Below are 16,218 nucleotides of genomic sequence, written 5' to 3' on the forward strand. Positions count from 1 at the left end.
ATGGCGTCATGGGAGCACTGAACGACCTCGACCGCGAGCTGTTCGTCCGGGTTGCCGTCCGAGGCCTGCGCGGCGCGGACCCGTGGCTGCCCCGGCTCAGCCGGGCCGCCGACCACGGGAAGCTCTGGTTCGGCACGGCGGCCCTGCTGGGCGCCACCGGGCACCGCGGCGCCCGCCGGGCCGCGCTGCGCGGCGTCGGCTCGGTGCTGCTCGCCTCCACGGCCGCCAACATCTTCGCCAAGGGCGCGACCAGGCGGCCCCGGCCGCTGATCGACCCGGTGCCGGTGGCCCGGCGGCTGCTCCGGCAGCCCGCCAGCAGCTCCTTCCCGTCCGGGCACTCCGCCTCGGCGGCGGCCTTCGCGACCGCGGTCGCCCTGGAGTCCCCGCTGCTGGGGCTGGCCGTCGCACCCGTGGCGGCGGGGGTGATGGCGTCCCGGGTCTACGTCGGCGTGCACTACCCCGGGGACGTCCTGGCGGGCGCCGCCCTGGGAGCGGGAGTGGCCGCGCTGACCCTGCGCTGGTGGCCCCGCCGCGCCGACCGGCCCGCCACCACCTCCCCGCCCCGGATCGACGCGCCCGCCCTCCCGGGCGGCGCGGGGCTGCACGTGGTGGTCAACAGCGGCGCGGGCAACGGCGCACTACCCGGCGGCGACGGGCCCGAGGAGATCGTCGCGGAGCTGCGCGCCGCCCTGCCGGAGGCCGACATCCGGCTCTGCGGGCCGGACGACGACCTGGTGAAGCTGATCGACCAGGCCGCCGCCCGGGCCGCCGAGTCCGGTGGCGCCCTCGGGGTCTGCGGCGGCGACGGCACGGTCAACCTGGCCGCGAGCGTCGCCGACCGCGAGGACCTCCCGCTCGCGGTCTTCCCGGGCGGCACCCTGAACCACTTCGCGGTCGACCTCGGCAGCCACACCCTGCGCTCCACCGCCGAGGCGGTACAGGAGGGCAGCGCCGCCGGGGTCGACCTCGCCACGGTGTCGGGGGAGGGCACCCGGCAGGTCTTCCTGAACACCTTCAGCATCGGCGTGTACCCGGAACTCGTCCGGGTCCGCGAGAGTCTGGAGGACCGCCTCGGCAAGTGGCCCGCGCTGGCGGTCGCCCTGGTCCGGGTACTGGCCACGGCGGAACCCGTCCGGCTCGAAGTCGCCGGAACCCCGCGCAGCCTGTGGATGCTGTTCGCGGGCAACGGCGCGTACGACCCGCCGGGCTTCGCCCCGAGCCACCGCAGCAGCCTGGACGACGGCCGGCTCGACGTCCGCGCGGTGGACGGCAGCCACCCGTTCGCCCGCACCCGGCTGCTGGCGGCCTTCCTCACCGGCACGCTCGGCCGCTCCCCGGTCTACCGCGAGGCCCGCCTCACCGCCCTCGACCTCGCCGGCCTGCACGACGTCGACCACCTCGCCGTCGACGGCGAAGCCGTCCCGGCCCCCGACCGCCTCCGCCTGGCCAAGACCCCCCGCCGCCTCACCGTCTACCGCCCGGCCCGCCCGGCCATCCCCTGACCCACCCGGAAGGCACGCCGCCGCACCGGTGCACGTTGCCCAGAGGTCAGAAGAGTGCGTCCTGCTCGCCGGGGTCGGCCGGCCGTCGGCAGAGCCGCAGCTCCAGCCCGGTCGGCGGACCGGGTTCGGCGGGTGCCAAGGTCCAGCCGGTGAGCAGCCGGGTGTCGAGCAGCAGCGGCGGCTCGCCACCGTCGGTGTCCACGGCGTCCACCGCGTCCACGGTGTCGATGAACAGGTGCCGTCCGACCGGTGCCCGGAGCGTGCCGCTGACGGTGGCGCCGCAGCTGAACGCCGCGACCTCCCGGTAGGCGGGCGGCGCGTCCTCGGCCAGCCCGAACAGTTCCACCTGGTCGATCACCGGACCGTCCGGGAACAGCTCGACCGCGTGGCCGTCGAGCAGCCGCAGCACGTCCGCCCGCAGCCCCAGCAGCTCCTGCCGCCGAGCCGCCGTCCCGGGCAGCCCCCACCAGTGGGCCGCCTTCACCCGGGTGGTCAGCCGCTCCCGGGCCAGCCCGGCCTGCGCGACCGTGAGCTCGGCCCGCCGGACGGCCGGCAGCGGCCCGCGCGCGACGAAGGTGTACCCGAGCGCCGCCTGTTCCAGCAGCCGGGTGGTGCCGCGCTGCTCGGCGGTGAGCCCGACCTTGAGCAGCCCCGCGCCGAACCAGGCCAGGTAGAGCCGGTAGGTGCGGCCGTCGTCCAGGATCTGGTCGCGGGCCAGCGCCAGCCCGGGATCCGCCCCCTGGCACGGCCCGCACTGGGCCGACTTCGCGCCCGGCTCGACGACCGCCCGGTACGGGCACGGGTGGTGCACCCCGCCCGTCCGCACCCCGCCGCACCGCCGGGGCCCGCTGACCAGCCAGCTGACCCGCGTCCCGCCGGTGACCACCCGCTCGTGCGAGCGCCGCCCGTTACCGGCCGTCAGCACCGGCAGCCCGCCGCGCCAGCGTAGCCCGGTGGCCGTCCACCCGCCCTGCCCGCTCAGCCCGCCGTCCTCCGAGATCGCCACGACAGGTGAGCGTACGTCCCACCACTGACAACGGCCGTGCTCAGGGCAGCACCAGCGCCGGGTGCCGGGGGTCGTCCGACCGCACGGTCAGGTCGGCCGCCGTGGCCGGGTCGGTCTCGGCGGCGTAGCGGGCGAAGGCGGGCAGGGTCCACTGCCGGTCGGCCGGGGTGCGGCGGGCCAGGGCCGCCGGGGTGAGGGTCAGGTGCACCGTGAGGTCGAACGGGAGCCAGCGCCCGAGCAGCAGCGCCCCGTCCAGCACCAGCACGCCGCCGGGCGGCAGCGGGATGTACGGCGCGCGGGTGGCCCGGTCGGTGGCGGCGTCGCGGAGGGTGGGCAGGATCAGCCCGCTGCCGCCCGGCTCCAGCGGGTCCAGGACTTCGCGCAGCAGCGCGCCGTCGTCCAGCCAGAGGTCGTGGTAGGCGTCCGGGTCGTGCCGCCCGTACTCCAGCCGGACGGAGGCGGGCCGCAGGAAGTCGTCGGCCGACACCCGCTGGACGGGCCGGCCGCGCAGCCGCAGCGGCTCGACCAGGGCGTCCGCCAGTTCGCCGGGCCGGGCGGCCGGGGCGCCGTCCACCGCGACCCTGATCCACCGGCCGTCGTCGGCCGGCAGCGCCGCGATGCGCTCGGCCAGCAGCTGCGCCAGGCGGTCGGGGGAGATCGGGTTCACCTGCACGGCCCTCGGTGTCCTTTCCTGTCCGTCAGGCCGACTATATTGCGGCGGAACTGATCACCGCTCACACCCGGGAGCCTCCATGGCCGTGCTGACCCCCGCCGAGGTCGAGGCCTTCGCGGTCGAGGCGTACGCCGGGCTGACCGACAAGAGCGGTGTCCCGTACATCGAGCACGTCCGCGCGGTGGCGGCGGGCGTCGCGCCGTTCGGGGCCGGGCTGCGGATGGCCGCGTTGCTGCACGACGTCCTGGAGGACACCGCGCTGACCGCCGAGGACCTGCTCCGCGCGGGGGTGCCGACAGCCGTGGTCGCGACCGTCCGGCGGGTCACCAAGGTGCCGGGCACGGACTACCGCACCATGATCACGCAGATCACCACCGACCACTCCGCCACTCTCGTCAAGATCGCCGACAACGCTCACAACTCCGTCCCGGCCCGCGCCGCACTGCTCCCCGAGCCGCAACGCCGCCGCCTCGCCGACCGGTACCGCGAGGCCCGCGAGCTGCTCTGGCCGGCCGTGGCCGCCGAGGACGTCCGCACCGTCCTGCTGATCGTCAACCCGTCCCTGCTGCCGGAACTCGACCCCGGGCAGGCGGGCCGGGGTGACTGGACTGCCCGGCCGGGCGGGCGCAGGCTGGAGTGAGCAACACGCCCGGCCGACCGCGTGCCGTCACGGCCGCGCGGCCGGGGCGACGGGCCCGAGCACCCAGGGAGCCGGCGATGTCCGACATGTACGAGAGGTTCAGCGACAAGGCCGAGCGGGACGGCGAGGACGTCCGCGCGGCGGACCCGGAAGAGGGCATCACCTCCTACCAGACCGCCCACGCGCAGGACCTCGCGGCGGCGGAAGGGGCCCGGGAGCAGGAGCGCGAGGAGGACGGCGCCAGGTAGTCGCGAGCACGACCCCTGGGGCTCCCGCGCGCACCCGTGGGCGACCTCAGCCGGACGGCCCCGGCCGGGCGGCGGCCGGAGCGATCCGGGCCAGGTCGGCCGCCAGGCCGGACAGCCAGCTCCCGGCGTCGAACAGCAGCGGGAGACCGGCCGGGGGAGTGTCGGGGCGACTGTCCGCGTACGGCGGCGCGTCCGCTACGGGCCGCCGATCCGCGCGTGTCCGGTCCGCGCGTGTCCGGTCCGGGCGTGTCCAGTCCGTCCAGTCGGTCCAATCCGTCCGGTCCGAACGGCCCGGGCGGTGGGCGAGGCGGTCGGCGAGCAGTACGTACTCGCGGGCCACGCCGTCGGCGTACCCGACGAGCCACGCGCCGGAGCGCGGGCCGGGAGCGGGGGTGCCCGGCGACTCCCGGTGGTGCAGCAGGCGCTGCGCGCCGTGCAGGGCGTGGTGCCCCGAGATCAGCGCGGCCTGCCAGTCCGGGTGGTCGGTCCGGCCGTCCGGCGGCTCGGACTGGAACTGGGCGTAGGCCGACTCGGCGAGGGTCAGGGCGTGCAGGACCGACCGGTCGGGGGGCGGGCCGTCCGTCGGGCCGTTGACGACGACGGATGCCGTGCTGGTGATGGTGGCCGCCACGGTGTCCAGCACGAGGCTGATGTCCCGGCGCAGTTCCTCCTGGGCCCCCCGGGGCCAGGCCAGCAGCCCGCAGAGCAGACCGATCATGCTCCCGGTGAGTACGTCGAGAAGTCTGACCTCGGCCAACTGCCAGGTGGTCGGTGCGAGTTGGGCGAAGGCCGTGGCGACGGTCAGGGTGAACAGCGCCTGCGCCCAGCCCACCCCCAGGGTCGGGCCGAGGCAGAACGTGGCCAGCATGACGAACGGCAGGACGGCGGCGTACACCCCGGTGTTCTCGCCGATCGCCGCCAGCAGCCCGGCCGCCGCCAGCGCGCCGACCAGTGTGCCGGTGAGCGCCTGGCGGACGGTCCGGCGGGTCTGGACGGCCGTGGTCCGGGTCAGGGTCAGTGCGGCCAGCATCACCCAGAAGCCGTGCGGCAGGGCGACGGCGCCGGCCACCGCCCGCGCGGCCGCCAGGCCGACGCTGATCCGTACGGCGTTCTGGAAGTACACCGAGCGGGGGCTCAGATGGCCGGTGAACCGGCGCCACCAGAGCCGCCGGGCACTCAGCCCGCTGTACCAGAAGGACCCGGCCCGCAGCTCCGCCGAGAGCAGCGGGCCGTCCGTCGCCACCGCCACCGCCCGGACCAGCGTCAGCGCCGCCTCGGCCGTCTCGACCAGGGCCGCCTGGCGCGCCAGCACGGCCGTCGGCAGACCGCCCGGCGCCGTTTCGGCGAGGAGCGCCCGCCTGCGGGTGAACTCCGCCGTCGCCGCCTCCAGCGCGGCCGGGTCCGGCGGCGGTCCGCCGCGCAGCGCCGCCGCCGCGCGGGTGGTGGCGTCGCCGACCCGCTCCAGTACGGCCTGGGTGTTCCGGGCCAGACCGGGCCCCGGGTCGGCCGGCACGCCCGGGAAGTCGTGCAGGCACATCAGCAGCCGGCGGGCGGCCCCGCCGGCGTGCGAGAGTGCGCGGTCCCGGCGTCCGGGGCCGGCCGGCCGCTCGGCGGGCGGCAGGCCGGACAGGCGCAGCGTCTGCCCGGCCGCCGAGCTGCGGTCCCGCAGCTCGGCGGAGAGCGGACGGCCGTGCCGCGCGCTCTCGGCGGCGCAGCGGCCCGCCAGCGCGACCGCCTTCGCCAGCAGCTCCCGGTAGCCGGTCGCGGGCCGGTCCGGCAGCAGGAGGGCCTCGGCCAGGGCGAGCAGGGCCACGCCCAGGGTCGCGCCGCCGAGCCGCTCGCCCAGCTCCTGCGGGGCGTACGGCGGGAAGCACGGGAGGATGTAGAGCAGTTGCAGACCGGGTGAGGCGCCGCCCGGTCGGGGTCCTGCCACGGCGGCCAGGGCCAGCACGAAGCCGATGACCAGCATCCCGGCCACGGCCGCCCAGGTGGTGACGGCCAGCAGCGTTCCGGCCGTCACCAGCAGCCAGCCCGCCGGCAGCACCCGCAGGATGGTCGCGGCCCGCTGGCGCCCCGACCCGGGGATCCGGGACAGCCCGGCCAGCGCGACCGGTCCGAACAGCGCGTAGAGGGCGACCACCGGCTGGTGCAGCCCGTACAGGCCGAGGTAGAACCCGGCCGAGGCCGCGAGCGCCACCCGTACCGCACGGCGCACCGTCGTCGCCACCAGGTCCCCGCCCGCCCCGCGCCGGGCCCCGAGCGCCCGCAGCCGGGCGAGCGTCCCGGCGCCGCCGGGCCGGGCCGGGCCCGGGTGGGCCGCTCCCCGGCGTGACGGCTGACCCCGGTCCTCGGCTTCGGTGTCCATACCGGTCTGCCCGTCCTCGCCTGTGTGCCCAAGCATGGCACCGGCACCGGCCCGTCGCAGCCTCCGCCGGACCGCTCGGCCTCGCGCCTGCGGTCGGCCTCGCGCCCGCGCGGGGCAGTACAGGCTCACGCGCGGGGCAGTACAGGCTCAGGGGTGCCGGTCGCGACCGTGCCGCACCCGGCAGTTCGCCGCCGCCGGCCTCAAGATCAACCAGGGACGGCATCCCGCCCCCGGCGGCCCGAGCTGTGCCGCGCCGGGCTGCCGCGCGTTGTACCGGGAGTGGACCGTTTCCGGCGACCTGGCGCCTAGCATTCCCGCGACATCGCGCAGTGGGACGCGATCGGAACCGGGGAGGGACCATGGCGACTTCACCGAGCGCGCCACCGGCGGCCGGGCGGGCAGCGGCTGATCCGGAAGTGGAGGCGGTGCACGCGGCCGCCCTGGACGGCGCGTTGCTGTGGCCACGGACGTACGCCGCCTACCAGCGGTACGCGGCCATGCTCGACGACGCCGCGGCCGCGCACGCCCTGCGCCGCTCCCGGCTGGCCGCGCTGCTCCACCACGCGGTGCGCAACGTCCCGGTCTACCGCGAACGCGGCCGCCACCGGGCCGCGCCCGCGGACCCGGCCGAGTTCCTGGCCACCTTCCCGCTGCGCAGCAAGCAGCAGCTCCAGGCCCGCTTCGCGGACCACTGCGACGACGAACTGCGGCCGGAACAGAGCTACTCCGTGCACACCTCGGGCACCACCGGAATCCCGTTCACCTTCCTGACCGACCAGCACCACGCCGTCCACCTGGCCGCGCTGAACCTGGCACTGGAGGAACGGGAGACGGCCGGCGGGGTCTTCCACCGGCGGATCCTGGAACTGTACGACGCCCGCCATCACGGCTGGTTCGAGTTCACCTCCACCGCGCGCGGCTTCGCCCGGGTGGGCAGCGGCACGCTCCGGGGCACCGAGGACGCCCTGCGGGCCACCGTGGCCCGGATCCGCGAATTCCGGCCCGACTCGGTGACCGGCCTGCCCTCGCAGTGCGTGGAGTTCGTCGATCTGGTGGCCGAACTCGGGCTCGCCATGCCGCCGGCCCCGGCCGCCGTGCACACCACGAGCGAACTGCTGACACCCGCCGCGCGCGCCAGGATCGAGGAGGGCTTCCAGGCCCCGGTCCGGGACACCTACGCGATGCGCGAGATGGGCGCCATCGCCGCCGAATGCGCCTTCGGCACCCGGCACGTGATGGACGAGCGGCTGTGGGTGGAGGTGGTGGACGACGACGGGCACCCGGTCGCGGACGGGAAGCAGGGCGAGATCGTGATCACCAATCTGATGAACCGGGTGATGCCGTTCATCAGGTACCGCACCGGAGACCTCGGCGCACTACGGCCGGCCGAGGGGCCGTGTGCCTGCGGACGGACCTCCGACGTCCTGCAACTGACCGCCGGCCGCAGCAACTGGGCGATCGAGCTGCCGGGCGGCACCAAGCTCGCCGTCCTGACCCTCACCCGGCTGATCCGGCAGTTCCCCGTCGAGCGCTACCAGCTCGTCAAGCGCCGCACCGACCTGATCGAGGCCCTGGTCAGACCACTGCCCGCGTGCCGCACGGAAGACCTGCGAGCGATGGAGGAGCTGTTGCGCGCGACCTGCCGGCAGAGCGACAGCAGCGTCGAGTTGCGCTTGCGCACGGTCGGCAGCCATGACTTCCTCAGCACCGGCAGCCGCAAGCAGGTCGACTTCGTCGACCTCACCGACCGCTGACCCACTGCTCGTCCGACCGTTCCTCCTCTCCAGCTCCTCCTCTCCCTTTCCTCTTCTCCCTGCGACTGTTCCTCCGAAGGAGCCCGGTGCCCGGCGACAACCTGACACGCGAGGAGGCCGGGCAGCGGTCCGGGCTGATCACGGTGGACGGCTACGCCGTCGCACTGGACCTGCGATCGGCCATGGACCCCGACTGCCCCACCTTCCGCTCCGTGAGCACGATCGACTTCCGCTGCGCCCGCCCCGGTGACGGCACCTTCGTGGACCTGATCGCGCCCTCGGTCGACTCCGTCCTGCTCAACGGCGAGCGGCTGGACCCAGCGACGGTGTTCGACGGGACCCGGATCTCGCTGTCCGGTCCGGCCGCGGTGAACCGGCTGGTGGTGACGGCCGACTGCGCGTACAGCCGCAGCGGCGAGGGCCTGCACCGGTTCGTGGACCCGCTGGACGGCGAGGTCTACCTGTACACCCAGCACGAGCCGGCCGAGGCCCGCCGGGTCTTCGCCGTGTTCGAACAGCCGGACCTCAAGGCGCCGTTCACCATCACGGTGACCGCGCCGGAGCACTGGACCGTGGCGAGCAACAGCCACCAGGGCGAACCGGACGCCGGCACCTGGCGGTTCGCCCCGACCCGGCCGATCGCGGGCTATCTCAGCGCGATCGTCGCCGGCCCCTACCACCTGGTCCGTGACCGGTACACGCGCACCCTCGAAGGCGGCAGCACGCTGGAGATCCCGCTCACGCTGCTGTGCCGGGCCTCGATCGCCGAACACCTGGACGCCGAAGAGCTGTTCACGCTCACCCGGCAGGGCCTGGACTTCTTCCACGATCAGTTCGGCTTCGACTACCCGTTCGGGGGCTACGCCCAGGCCTTCGTGCCCGAGTACAACATGGGCGCGATGGAGAATCCGGGGTGTGTCGTGCTCCGGGAGGAATTCCTCTTCCGCGGCAGGGCGACCGATGCGCAGTACCAGACCCGGGCCAATGTCGTCCTGCACGAGATGGCGCACATGTGGTTCGGCGGCCTGGTCACCATGCAGTGGTGGGACGACCTGTGGCTCAAGGAGTCGTTCGCGGACTTCATGGCCACGTTCTCGATGGTCGAGGCCACCCGGTTCGACGGCGGGTGGGTGGCGTTCGCGAACCGGAGCAAGTCCTGGGCCTACCACGCCGACCAGTTGCCGACCACGCACCCGATCGCCGCCGACATCCCCGACCTGCGCTCGGCCGGGCTCAACTTCGACGGGATCACCTACGCCAAGGGCGCCTCCGTACTCAAGCAACTGGCCGCCTATGTGGGCCGAAGCGCCTTCCTGGACGGCGCGCGGCTGTACTTCCGGCGCCACGCCTACGGCACCGCCCGGCTGGCCGATCTGCTCGCCGTACTGGCGGAGACCTCAGGCCGCGACCTGACCGCCTGGGCACACGCCTGGCTGCAGACTTCCGGCGTCAACACGCTGACACCGCAGGTCTGTTACGACGAAGACGGCCGGATCGCCGAACTCGCCGTGCGGCAGCAGGCCACCCCTGAGCAGCCCGAGCTGCGTCCGCACCGGATCGCCGTCGGCCTCTACCGCCTTTCGGCCGCAGGGACGTTGGAGCGCTACGCCCGTGCCGAGGCCGAGCTGGCGGGTCCGCGTACGGTGGTCGCCGAGCTCGCCGGAGCCGGGCGGCCCGACCTGGTCGTGGTCAACGACGAGGATCTCGGCTACTGCCTGATCCGCTTCGACGAGACGTCGCTGGCCACCCTGCGCGACCATCTCGGCTCCCTCCCGGACCCGTTGACCCGTGCCGTGTGCTGGACAGCGCTGTGGAACATGGCCCGGGACGGGCTGCTGCCGGCCCGCGACTTCCTGGCCATGGTCCTGCGGTTCGCCGGGCAGGAGAGTGACATCGGCGTCCTCCAGTCGCTGCACACCTGGGCGACGCAGGCATTGGAACGGTTCACGGCGCCGACGCACCGGGAGGAGGCCCGCCGCCTGCTCGGCGCCGGCGCCAGGCGTGAGCTGGCGGCCGCCGAACCCGGCAGCGGGCACCAGCTGGCGTGGGCGCGGTTCCTGGCCGCGGTGGCCTCGACGCCGCCGGAGCTGGTGCTGCTCGGTGACCTGCTGTCCGGCGCCGCCGCGGTCGACGGGCTCGACATCGACCAGGAACTGCGGTGGAGCTTCCTGGAGTTGCTGGCCGCCCACGGCAGCGTGGGGGAGGAAGAGCTGGCGGCCGAACTGGACCGCGACAACACCGCGGCCGGCCGGCTGCGCCTGGCCCGCTGCCTGGCCGCCCGCCCCCTCGCCGAGGCCAAGAAGGCGGCGTGGACGGACACGGTGGAGTCCACCCGCCTGTCCAGGGCACTGGTCGCAGGCACCGTCGCGGGCCTTGTCCATCCGGCTCACCGCGAGCTGCTGGCGCCGTATGCCGCACGCTACTTCGAGGTCATCGAACGTCTCTGGTCCGAGCGGCCGGCCGCGATCGGCACGACGCTGGTACGCGGCCTGTTCCCCGCACTCCAGGTCAGCGAGGCCACGGTACGGGCCGCCGACGCGTGGTTGGCCGAGCACCCGGACGCTGCGCCCCCGCTGCGCCGGCTGGTGCTGGAGGGCCGCGACGAGCTCGTCAGGTCGCTGCGCGCCCAGTCCCGGGACCGGGACATCGGCACGGCCTGACGGTCTGGCCGCGCGTGTGCCCGAGCCCGGGGAAGCCCGACCGGATCTGCCGGCCGTGCTTCCCCGGGCTCGGGCTTTCGCGGATCTCCCCGGGCTTTCGCCGCTGCCGTCGGGCCGGTGTGTCCGTCGGGCCGGTGTGTCCGTCAGGCCGGCGCGTCCGCTGCCGGCCCGACGAGCGACCGGGCGAAGTCCAGGACCGAGGGCAGCGGCCCGGCATCCGCCTGCCCGGTCCCTTGGAGCGCCGTGCGGACAGCCGTGTCGGCCGCGTCGACCAGTTGCGCGGGTGTCAACGAGTCCAGGCAGCGGCGGTACCGGGCCAGCAGCTCCGCCGCGGCCGCCAGCATGCCCGCCTCGTCCACCGGCAGCGGCGCGACCCGCGGTCCCGATTCGAGCCGTTCGCGCAACGCCGCCTGCAGATCGTCCGTACCGGCCTGACGGACGGTCAAGGACAGATGGACGGAGAGGCCTTCCTGATCACCCACCGCCGAGTGCGGGGCGCCGCGCGGGATGTAGAGCACTTCGCCGGTCTCCACGGCCGCTTCCAGAATCGGTGGCCCGGGATTCGGCTCCGGCGCGGCAGCCCAGTCGCCGTCCTGTGGTGGGCGGTGCACGTTCCACCGCTTGCGGCCGTTCAGCTGCACGACGAAGACGTCCGCGTCGTCCCGGTGCGTGCGCAGACCCTGCGCACCCGGCGGGGTCACGAACACGAACGCCTCGACCCGGCGTCCGAGTTCGCCGGCCAGACAGCGGGTCAGGGCCGCGACGGGCTCGTGCCAGTGCTCGACGTTGCGCAGCAGCAGCGTGGCGCCGTCGGCGAGTTCCCGCAGCACGCCGGCCCGGTCCGCCCAGCCGTGGTAACTCACTCCGCCGACCAGGCGGTTGCCGGTGAAGCGGTCCGGCGGCTGGTGCCGGCCGGCCTTGAGCATCTCCAGATAGGGAAGCCGCAGCCTGCTGCCGAGCAGCACCCGGTCCAGGTCGGTGAGCGTCACGGCGTCCAGCGGAGGCCGGTCCGGCCGCAGGACGCGGGCCTCCCGGCGCCAGGCCGTGGCGAGGAACCCGGGTACGTCACCGACCAGTGAGCCCAGTGCGGTGAAGTCCTGCCGGGCAGCTGATGGTTCCAGACCTGTCGACGTCCTCATGGCCGTCCCCCCTTTTTTCTCCGAGTGGGTCGGATACGGGCTCACAACTCCACCTGCCAGCCTCTCGCTCTGCGGTACGGACGGGGTACAGAACCGGTCCGCACATCGTTGCGGGGGCGCCCGGAACGGCAACGGGGCTCTTCCCAGGGCCGGTCCGGGCGGATTCCGTGCGGCTGCCGGACCGGCCCACCGGACCTGCAAGCGCCTCTGACGTGCGGAGCGTTCGATTCCGTTCCCGTGACCAGCTGTTTCTGTACCGGCCGTTCCTAGTGTTCTCGGTGTCGGCAGGAAGCCCCGGGGTGAATCCCCCGGAGCCGGTCGGCGCACGGTGTGCACGGTGTGCAACCACCATCCCCTTTCGCCTACAGGAGGCTCCCATGTCCGAGAACATCAACACCGCCCCGGAGCAGGACGAGACCGAGACCCCCGAGGTCAGCGCCCACCAGGAGAGCAAGTCGGAGCGTATCGACCAGGTCGTGGGCCAGGCTTTCGCCGAGGGCCACGTCATCTGACCAGGGGCACTCCGCGCACCGGCTCCAAGAGAGCCGGTGCACCCCGGTCACAGCAGGAACCGGACAGGGCCCTGCACCCGCCCGGCGCGGTGCGGGGCCCTGCCCCACCTCCTCCATCCGCTTTCCTCATCGCTCCCCTTCGCTACAGGAGCTCGGCTCATGGGCATGATTGACGCGGCAGAACCGGCCGTGGCCGACGCGGCAGAACCGGCCGTGGCCGACGCGGCAGAACCGGCCGTGGCCGGGACGGTTGAACCGGCCGAGGCCGAAGCCGTTCTGGTGAGCGCCTCGGGACTGCACAAGAGCTACGGCGACCACCACGCCGTCCGGGGAATCGACATCCGGATCCGGCGCGGCGAGGCGTTCGGCCTGCTCGGACCGAACGGCGCCGGCAAGACCTCGACCATGCGGATGCTGGCCTGCGTCTCGCCACGCTCCGGCGGCGAGCTGTCGGTGCTCGGCCTCGATCCCGACCTGGCCGGGCCGCAGATCCGGGCCCGACTGGGCGTGGTGGCCCAGCAGGACAACCTGGACACCGAACTGAACGTGAACCAGAACCTGCTGGTCTACGGGCGCTACTTCGGCCTGTCCCGTGGCCACTTGCGGGAGAAATCGGTCCAACTGCTGGAGTTCGCGCAGCTGTCGGACCGGGGCGACAGCCGGGTCGACGCGCTTTCCGGGGGCATGAGGCGACGGCTCACCATCGCGCGGTCACTGGTCAACGACCCGGAGATCCTGCTGCTCGACGAGCCGACCACGGCCCTCGACCCGCAGGCGCGACAGGTGGTCTGGGAACGGCTCAGCGCCCTCAAGCGGCAGGGCGTGACCCTGATCATCACCACCCACTACATGGACGAGGCCGAGCAACTGTGCGATCGCCTGGCCGTGATGGACCAGGGGCGGATCGTCGCCGAGGGAACGCCCGCCGAACTGATCGAACGCTACTCCAGCCGGGAGGTCCTCGAACTGCGCTTCCCGGCCGGCGACACCGCGCAGGCGGACGCCGTCGCCGGTCTCGGTGACCGGACCGAGGTGCTGGCCGACCGGGTGCTGCTCTTCACACACGACGCCGAGGCGGCGCTGAACGCCGTGCGGGCCCGCGGCATCCGCCCGGAATCCAGCCTGATGCGGCGCAGCACGCTCGAAGACGTCTACCTGCGCATCACCGGCCGCGAACTCGTGGACTGAAGGGATCGGCCCATGCTTGACACCGCGTCCACCGCGTCCACCCCGCCGGCCGCACCCGCCGCGCCGGCACCCCCCACGCCGTGGCAACCGGCCCCGCAAACGTCCTGGCAGGCGGCACGTTGCGTGCTGGGGAACCTCTGGATCCGGCACCGCGTCACCTGGCGGTCCACCTTCATCTCCAGCGTGCTGCAGCCGACGCTCTACCTGCTCGCGCTGGGCCTGACCCTGGGCGCGCACATCCGTCCCGGGCCGAACACCTGGGGGCAGCCCTACGCGGTCTACCTCGTCCCGGGGATCCTGGTCACCAGGGCGGTGCAGAACGCCGTCGGCGAGTCCACCTACCCGCTGCTCGACGGATTCCGGTGGACCCGGACCTACTGGGCCGCGGTGTCCAGCCCGTTGGAGCCGGTCGACCTGCTGAACGGGCAGGTGCTCTGGGTCGCCGTCCAGGTGCTGGAGTCGGCCGTGGCGTTCCTGGTGATCGCGGCGGTGTTCGGCGTGGTGACGGGACCGGGGGTCGTCCTCTCGCTGTTCTTCGCGATGCTGACCGGACTGGCCGTCGCCGTACCGGTGATGGCGTTCGTCGCCTCGCTCGAACGCGAAGGCCCGTGGTTCACGGTTCTCTCACGCTTCGTCATCCTCCCGATGACGCTGGCCGCCGGTACGTACTTCCCGGTGAGCCAACTGCCGGGCTGGCTCCAGCCGGTCGCCTGGGTGACACCGGTCTGGCACGGCAACGAACTGGCGCGGGAGGCGGCCTTCGGCGGCCTGAACGTCGCGACACTGTCCGTCCACACCGGCTACCTGCTGCTCTTCCTCGCAGCCGGATACGCAATGGCACGTCGGCGGTTCACCCGGCGGCTGAGGTTCTGAAGGGTTTCCAGCCATGCCAGTGGTCGAATCACCGCTCACCCTGTCCGCAGTCCTGCCACCGGGGATCTATGCCCGCCGCGCCCGGGCTCTGATCGGGCGCTCCGCCATGGTGGGCCGCCACATCTGGCTGCTGATCGCCTCCGGTTTCGTGGAGCCGCTGCTGTTCCTGGCCGTCTTCGGCGCGGGATTCGGAACCATGATCGGCCCGGTGACCGGACCGGACCACCACCCGATGCGCTACATCACCTTCGTGGCGCCCGCGCTGCTCGCCGTCTCGGCGATGAACGGCGCTCTGCACGACGCCACGTTCAACGTCTTCGGGAAACTTCGCTCGAAGTTCTACGACACGGTGCTGTCGACCCCGCTGGGCACCCTGGACATCGTCATCGGCGAGATGTCCTGGGCCCTGATCCGGGGCGGCATGTACTCGGCCGGCTTCCTCGCCGTGATGCTGGCGACGGGCCTGGTCGGCCCCGTCGCCGCGGTCGTCTGCCTGGCCGCGGCGTTGCTGGTCGGCGCGTCCTTCGCAGCGACCGGCATGCTGGCCACCACCTACCTGCGGAGCTGGCAGGACTACTCGTTCGTCACCACCGCGACCATGGTGCAGTTCCTGTTCTCGACCACCTTCTACCCGCTGTCGACCTATCCGAAGGCGCTGCAGTGGGCGGTCCAGGTGTTTCCGCTCTACCAGGCGATCCAGCTGATGCGGGACATCACGTTCGACACCGTGGGCCCGCAGACGGCGGTGCACATCGCCTATCTCCTCGTGCTGGCGGCGATCGCCTTCGTCTGCGCGGTCCGCCGACTGCACAGAAAGCTGATCTCGTAACTCCCCTCCGAAGAGGCACGCTCATGCTCCTGTCGGCTGCCAAGCCCCCCGGCCCCGCCAAGTCCCCCGGTTCTGCCAGGTCCGGCGGCTCTGCCAAGCCCACCGGCCTCGTCAAACCTCCCGGCCGTGGTCAGATCCGGCCTTTCCCCCCGTTCGAAGGCACACCCACCGTACGGCAGCACGCCATCGCGGCGGTGTTCCAGGAGATCTGGGCCAAGACCCAGCGCGAGCTGCCGCCGGCCAACCCCGACCGGGCGCGACCGGTGCTGCTGCACCGTCGCAACGACCCCGAGTGGAGCGGCTGGCGCGGTGCCACGCTGACCCGGGAGGTGGACCTGGCCGGCCTGACCCAGGCACAGCTCCCCCTCCCCGCCAGGCGGGCGAACCTGGAGACCGCCGCGTTCGTCGACGGCTGGATCGCGGACTTCCGCCGCTCCGGCCGTACGGTCGAGCAACTGCGCGGATCGGCGCACGAGAAGCGCCTGGTGCTGCTGCTGTTCGGCTTCTGGTCGACCGTCCGGCTGGCCGCGGACGGCCGCAAGCGGTCCCACCCGATCGAGAGCCTGCCGGCTTCGGCCGTCGAGGAGATAGCGCGCTGGCGCTCGCTGTCCCTCGGCCCAGTGGGCGACGGCGGCATCGACCGCTTGATGGCGGCGACCTTCGTCCGTACGCCCTACCAGGCCGTCCTGGACAGCCGGATGATCCGCGGCGCCGTCGAGTGCCACCGGGTTCCGCCCGACGGCGTCGTGCAGATGGCCCGCTACGGCGGCTGGCCCGGTCGGCACGAGTCCCTCTCCGCACGCGTCCCCGCCGTCCCGAAAGGATGAGT

Annotated in this window: 14 protein-coding genes; 10 read left to right on the top strand and 4 right to left on the bottom strand. The window is 73.6% G+C overall.

Going from position 1 to position 16,218, the window contains the following annotated elements:
- The first annotated feature begins 8 nt into the window (after positions 1-8).
- Positions 9-1,502, top strand: a complete 1,494-nt coding sequence (locus ABD330_RS18695) for a bifunctional phosphatase PAP2/diacylglycerol kinase family protein (protein ID WP_344466470.1) — start codon at positions 9-11, stop codon at positions 1,500-1,502.
- A gap of 46 nt (positions 1,503-1,548) precedes the next feature.
- Here ABD330_RS18695 and ABD330_RS18700 read toward each other — a convergent pair whose 3' ends face one another.
- Positions 1,549-2,508 (bottom strand): DUF2797 domain-containing protein, encoded by a 960-nt coding sequence (locus ABD330_RS18700; RefSeq protein WP_344466472.1) that lies wholly within the window; start codon positions 2,506-2,508, stop codon positions 1,549-1,551.
- Between the two features lie 40 nt (positions 2,509-2,548).
- Positions 2,549-3,181 (bottom strand): nucleoside/nucleotide kinase family protein, encoded by a 633-nt coding sequence (locus ABD330_RS18705; RefSeq protein ID WP_344466474.1) that lies wholly within the window; start codon positions 3,179-3,181, stop codon positions 2,549-2,551.
- 79 nt (positions 3,182-3,260) lie between these two features.
- On the opposite strand from ABD330_RS18705, the gene ABD330_RS18710 reads away from it, so the two are divergent.
- Both ABD330_RS18710 and ABD330_RS18715 read left to right on the top strand, forming a co-directional pair.
- A complete protein-coding gene (locus tag ABD330_RS18710; RefSeq protein WP_344466476.1) occupies positions 3,261-3,821 on the top strand; it encodes an HD domain-containing protein in 561 nt (186 codons plus the stop codon).
- A 77-nt stretch (positions 3,822-3,898) separates the two neighbouring features.
- On the top strand, positions 3,899-4,069 hold the full coding sequence (locus ABD330_RS18715; RefSeq protein ID WP_344466478.1) for a hypothetical protein: 171 nt from the start codon (positions 3,899-3,901) through the stop codon (positions 4,067-4,069).
- A 46-nt stretch (positions 4,070-4,115) separates the two neighbouring features.
- On the opposite strand, the gene ABD330_RS18720 is transcribed toward ABD330_RS18715, so the two are convergent.
- Complete coding sequence (locus ABD330_RS18720; RefSeq protein ID WP_344466480.1) at positions 4,116-6,434, bottom strand: FUSC family protein; 2,319 nt, start codon at positions 6,432-6,434, stop codon at positions 4,116-4,118.
- 359 nt (positions 6,435-6,793) lie between these two features.
- On the opposite strand from ABD330_RS18720, the gene ABD330_RS18725 reads away from it, so the two are divergent.
- Positions 6,794-8,188 carry a phenylacetate--CoA ligase family protein gene (locus ABD330_RS18725; RefSeq protein ID WP_344466482.1) on the top strand — a complete coding sequence of 465 codons (1,395 nt, stop codon included), beginning with the start codon at positions 6,794-6,796 and terminating at the stop codon, positions 8,186-8,188.
- Positions 8,189-8,274: 86 nt separating this feature from the next.
- Complete coding sequence (gene pepN / locus ABD330_RS18730) at positions 8,275-10,848, top strand: aminopeptidase N (RefSeq protein ID WP_344466484.1); 2,574 nt, start codon at positions 8,275-8,277, stop codon at positions 10,846-10,848.
- A gap of 143 nt (positions 10,849-10,991) precedes the next feature.
- On the opposite strand, the gene ABD330_RS18735 is transcribed toward pepN, so the two are convergent.
- Entirely contained in the window at positions 10,992-11,987 is a 996-nt protein-coding gene (locus ABD330_RS18735; RefSeq protein WP_344466486.1) for a JmjC domain-containing protein, read from the bottom strand.
- 377 nt (positions 11,988-12,364) lie between these two features.
- On the opposite strand from ABD330_RS18735, the gene ABD330_RS18740 reads away from it, so the two are divergent.
- From ABD330_RS18740 to ABD330_RS18760, 5 genes are all read left to right on the top strand, one after another.
- On the top strand, positions 12,365-12,499 hold the full coding sequence (locus ABD330_RS18740) for a hypothetical protein (protein WP_344466490.1): 135 nt from the start codon (positions 12,365-12,367) through the stop codon (positions 12,497-12,499).
- 159 nt (positions 12,500-12,658) lie between these two features.
- A complete protein-coding gene (locus ABD330_RS18745; protein ID WP_344466492.1) occupies positions 12,659-13,687 on the top strand; it encodes an ABC transporter ATP-binding protein in 1,029 nt (342 codons plus the stop codon).
- Positions 13,688-13,810: 123 nt separating this feature from the next.
- Complete coding sequence (locus tag ABD330_RS18750; RefSeq protein ID WP_344466494.1) at positions 13,811-14,560, top strand: ABC transporter permease; 750 nt, start codon at positions 13,811-13,813, stop codon at positions 14,558-14,560.
- Between the two features lie 13 nt (positions 14,561-14,573).
- Entirely contained in the window at positions 14,574-15,389 is an 816-nt protein-coding gene (locus ABD330_RS18755) for an ABC transporter permease (protein ID WP_344466496.1), read from the top strand.
- A 194-nt stretch (positions 15,390-15,583) separates the two neighbouring features.
- Entirely contained in the window at positions 15,584-16,216 is a 633-nt protein-coding gene (locus ABD330_RS18760; RefSeq protein ID WP_344466498.1) for a hypothetical protein, read from the top strand.
- Positions 16,217-16,218 lie beyond the last annotated feature (2 nt).

The organism is Kitasatospora kazusensis, from assembly GCF_039529945.1.
GTDB classification, from domain to species: domain Bacteria; phylum Actinomycetota; class Actinomycetes; order Streptomycetales; family Streptomycetaceae; genus Kitasatospora; species Kitasatospora kazusensis.

Bases quoted from the DNA above. Each gene is read 5' to 3' on its own strand.
- ABD330_RS18735 (WP_344466486.1), bottom strand. From the start codon at position 11,987: ATGAGGACGTCGACAGGTCTGGAACCATCAGCTGCCCGGCAGGACTTC.
- ABD330_RS18725 (WP_344466482.1), top strand. From the start codon at position 6,794: ATGGCGACTTCACCGAGCGCGCCACCGGCGGCCGGGCGGGCAGCGGCT.
- ABD330_RS18745 (WP_344466492.1), top strand. From the start codon at position 12,659: ATGGGCATGATTGACGCGGCAGAACCGGCCGTGGCCGACGCGGCAGAA.
- ABD330_RS18740 (WP_344466490.1), top strand. From the start codon at position 12,365: ATGTCCGAGAACATCAACACCGCCCCGGAGCAGGACGAGACCGAGACC.
- ABD330_RS18755 (WP_344466496.1), top strand. From the start codon at position 14,574: ATGCCAGTGGTCGAATCACCGCTCACCCTGTCCGCAGTCCTGCCACCG.
- ABD330_RS18715 (WP_344466478.1), top strand. From the start codon at position 3,899: ATGTCCGACATGTACGAGAGGTTCAGCGACAAGGCCGAGCGGGACGGC.
- ABD330_RS18710 (WP_344466476.1), top strand. From the start codon at position 3,261: ATGGCCGTGCTGACCCCCGCCGAGGTCGAGGCCTTCGCGGTCGAGGCG.
- ABD330_RS18720 (WP_344466480.1), bottom strand. From the start codon at position 6,434: ATGGACACCGAAGCCGAGGACCGGGGTCAGCCGTCACGCCGGGGAGCG.
- ABD330_RS18695 (WP_344466470.1), top strand. From the start codon at position 9: ATGGGAGCACTGAACGACCTCGACCGCGAGCTGTTCGTCCGGGTTGCC.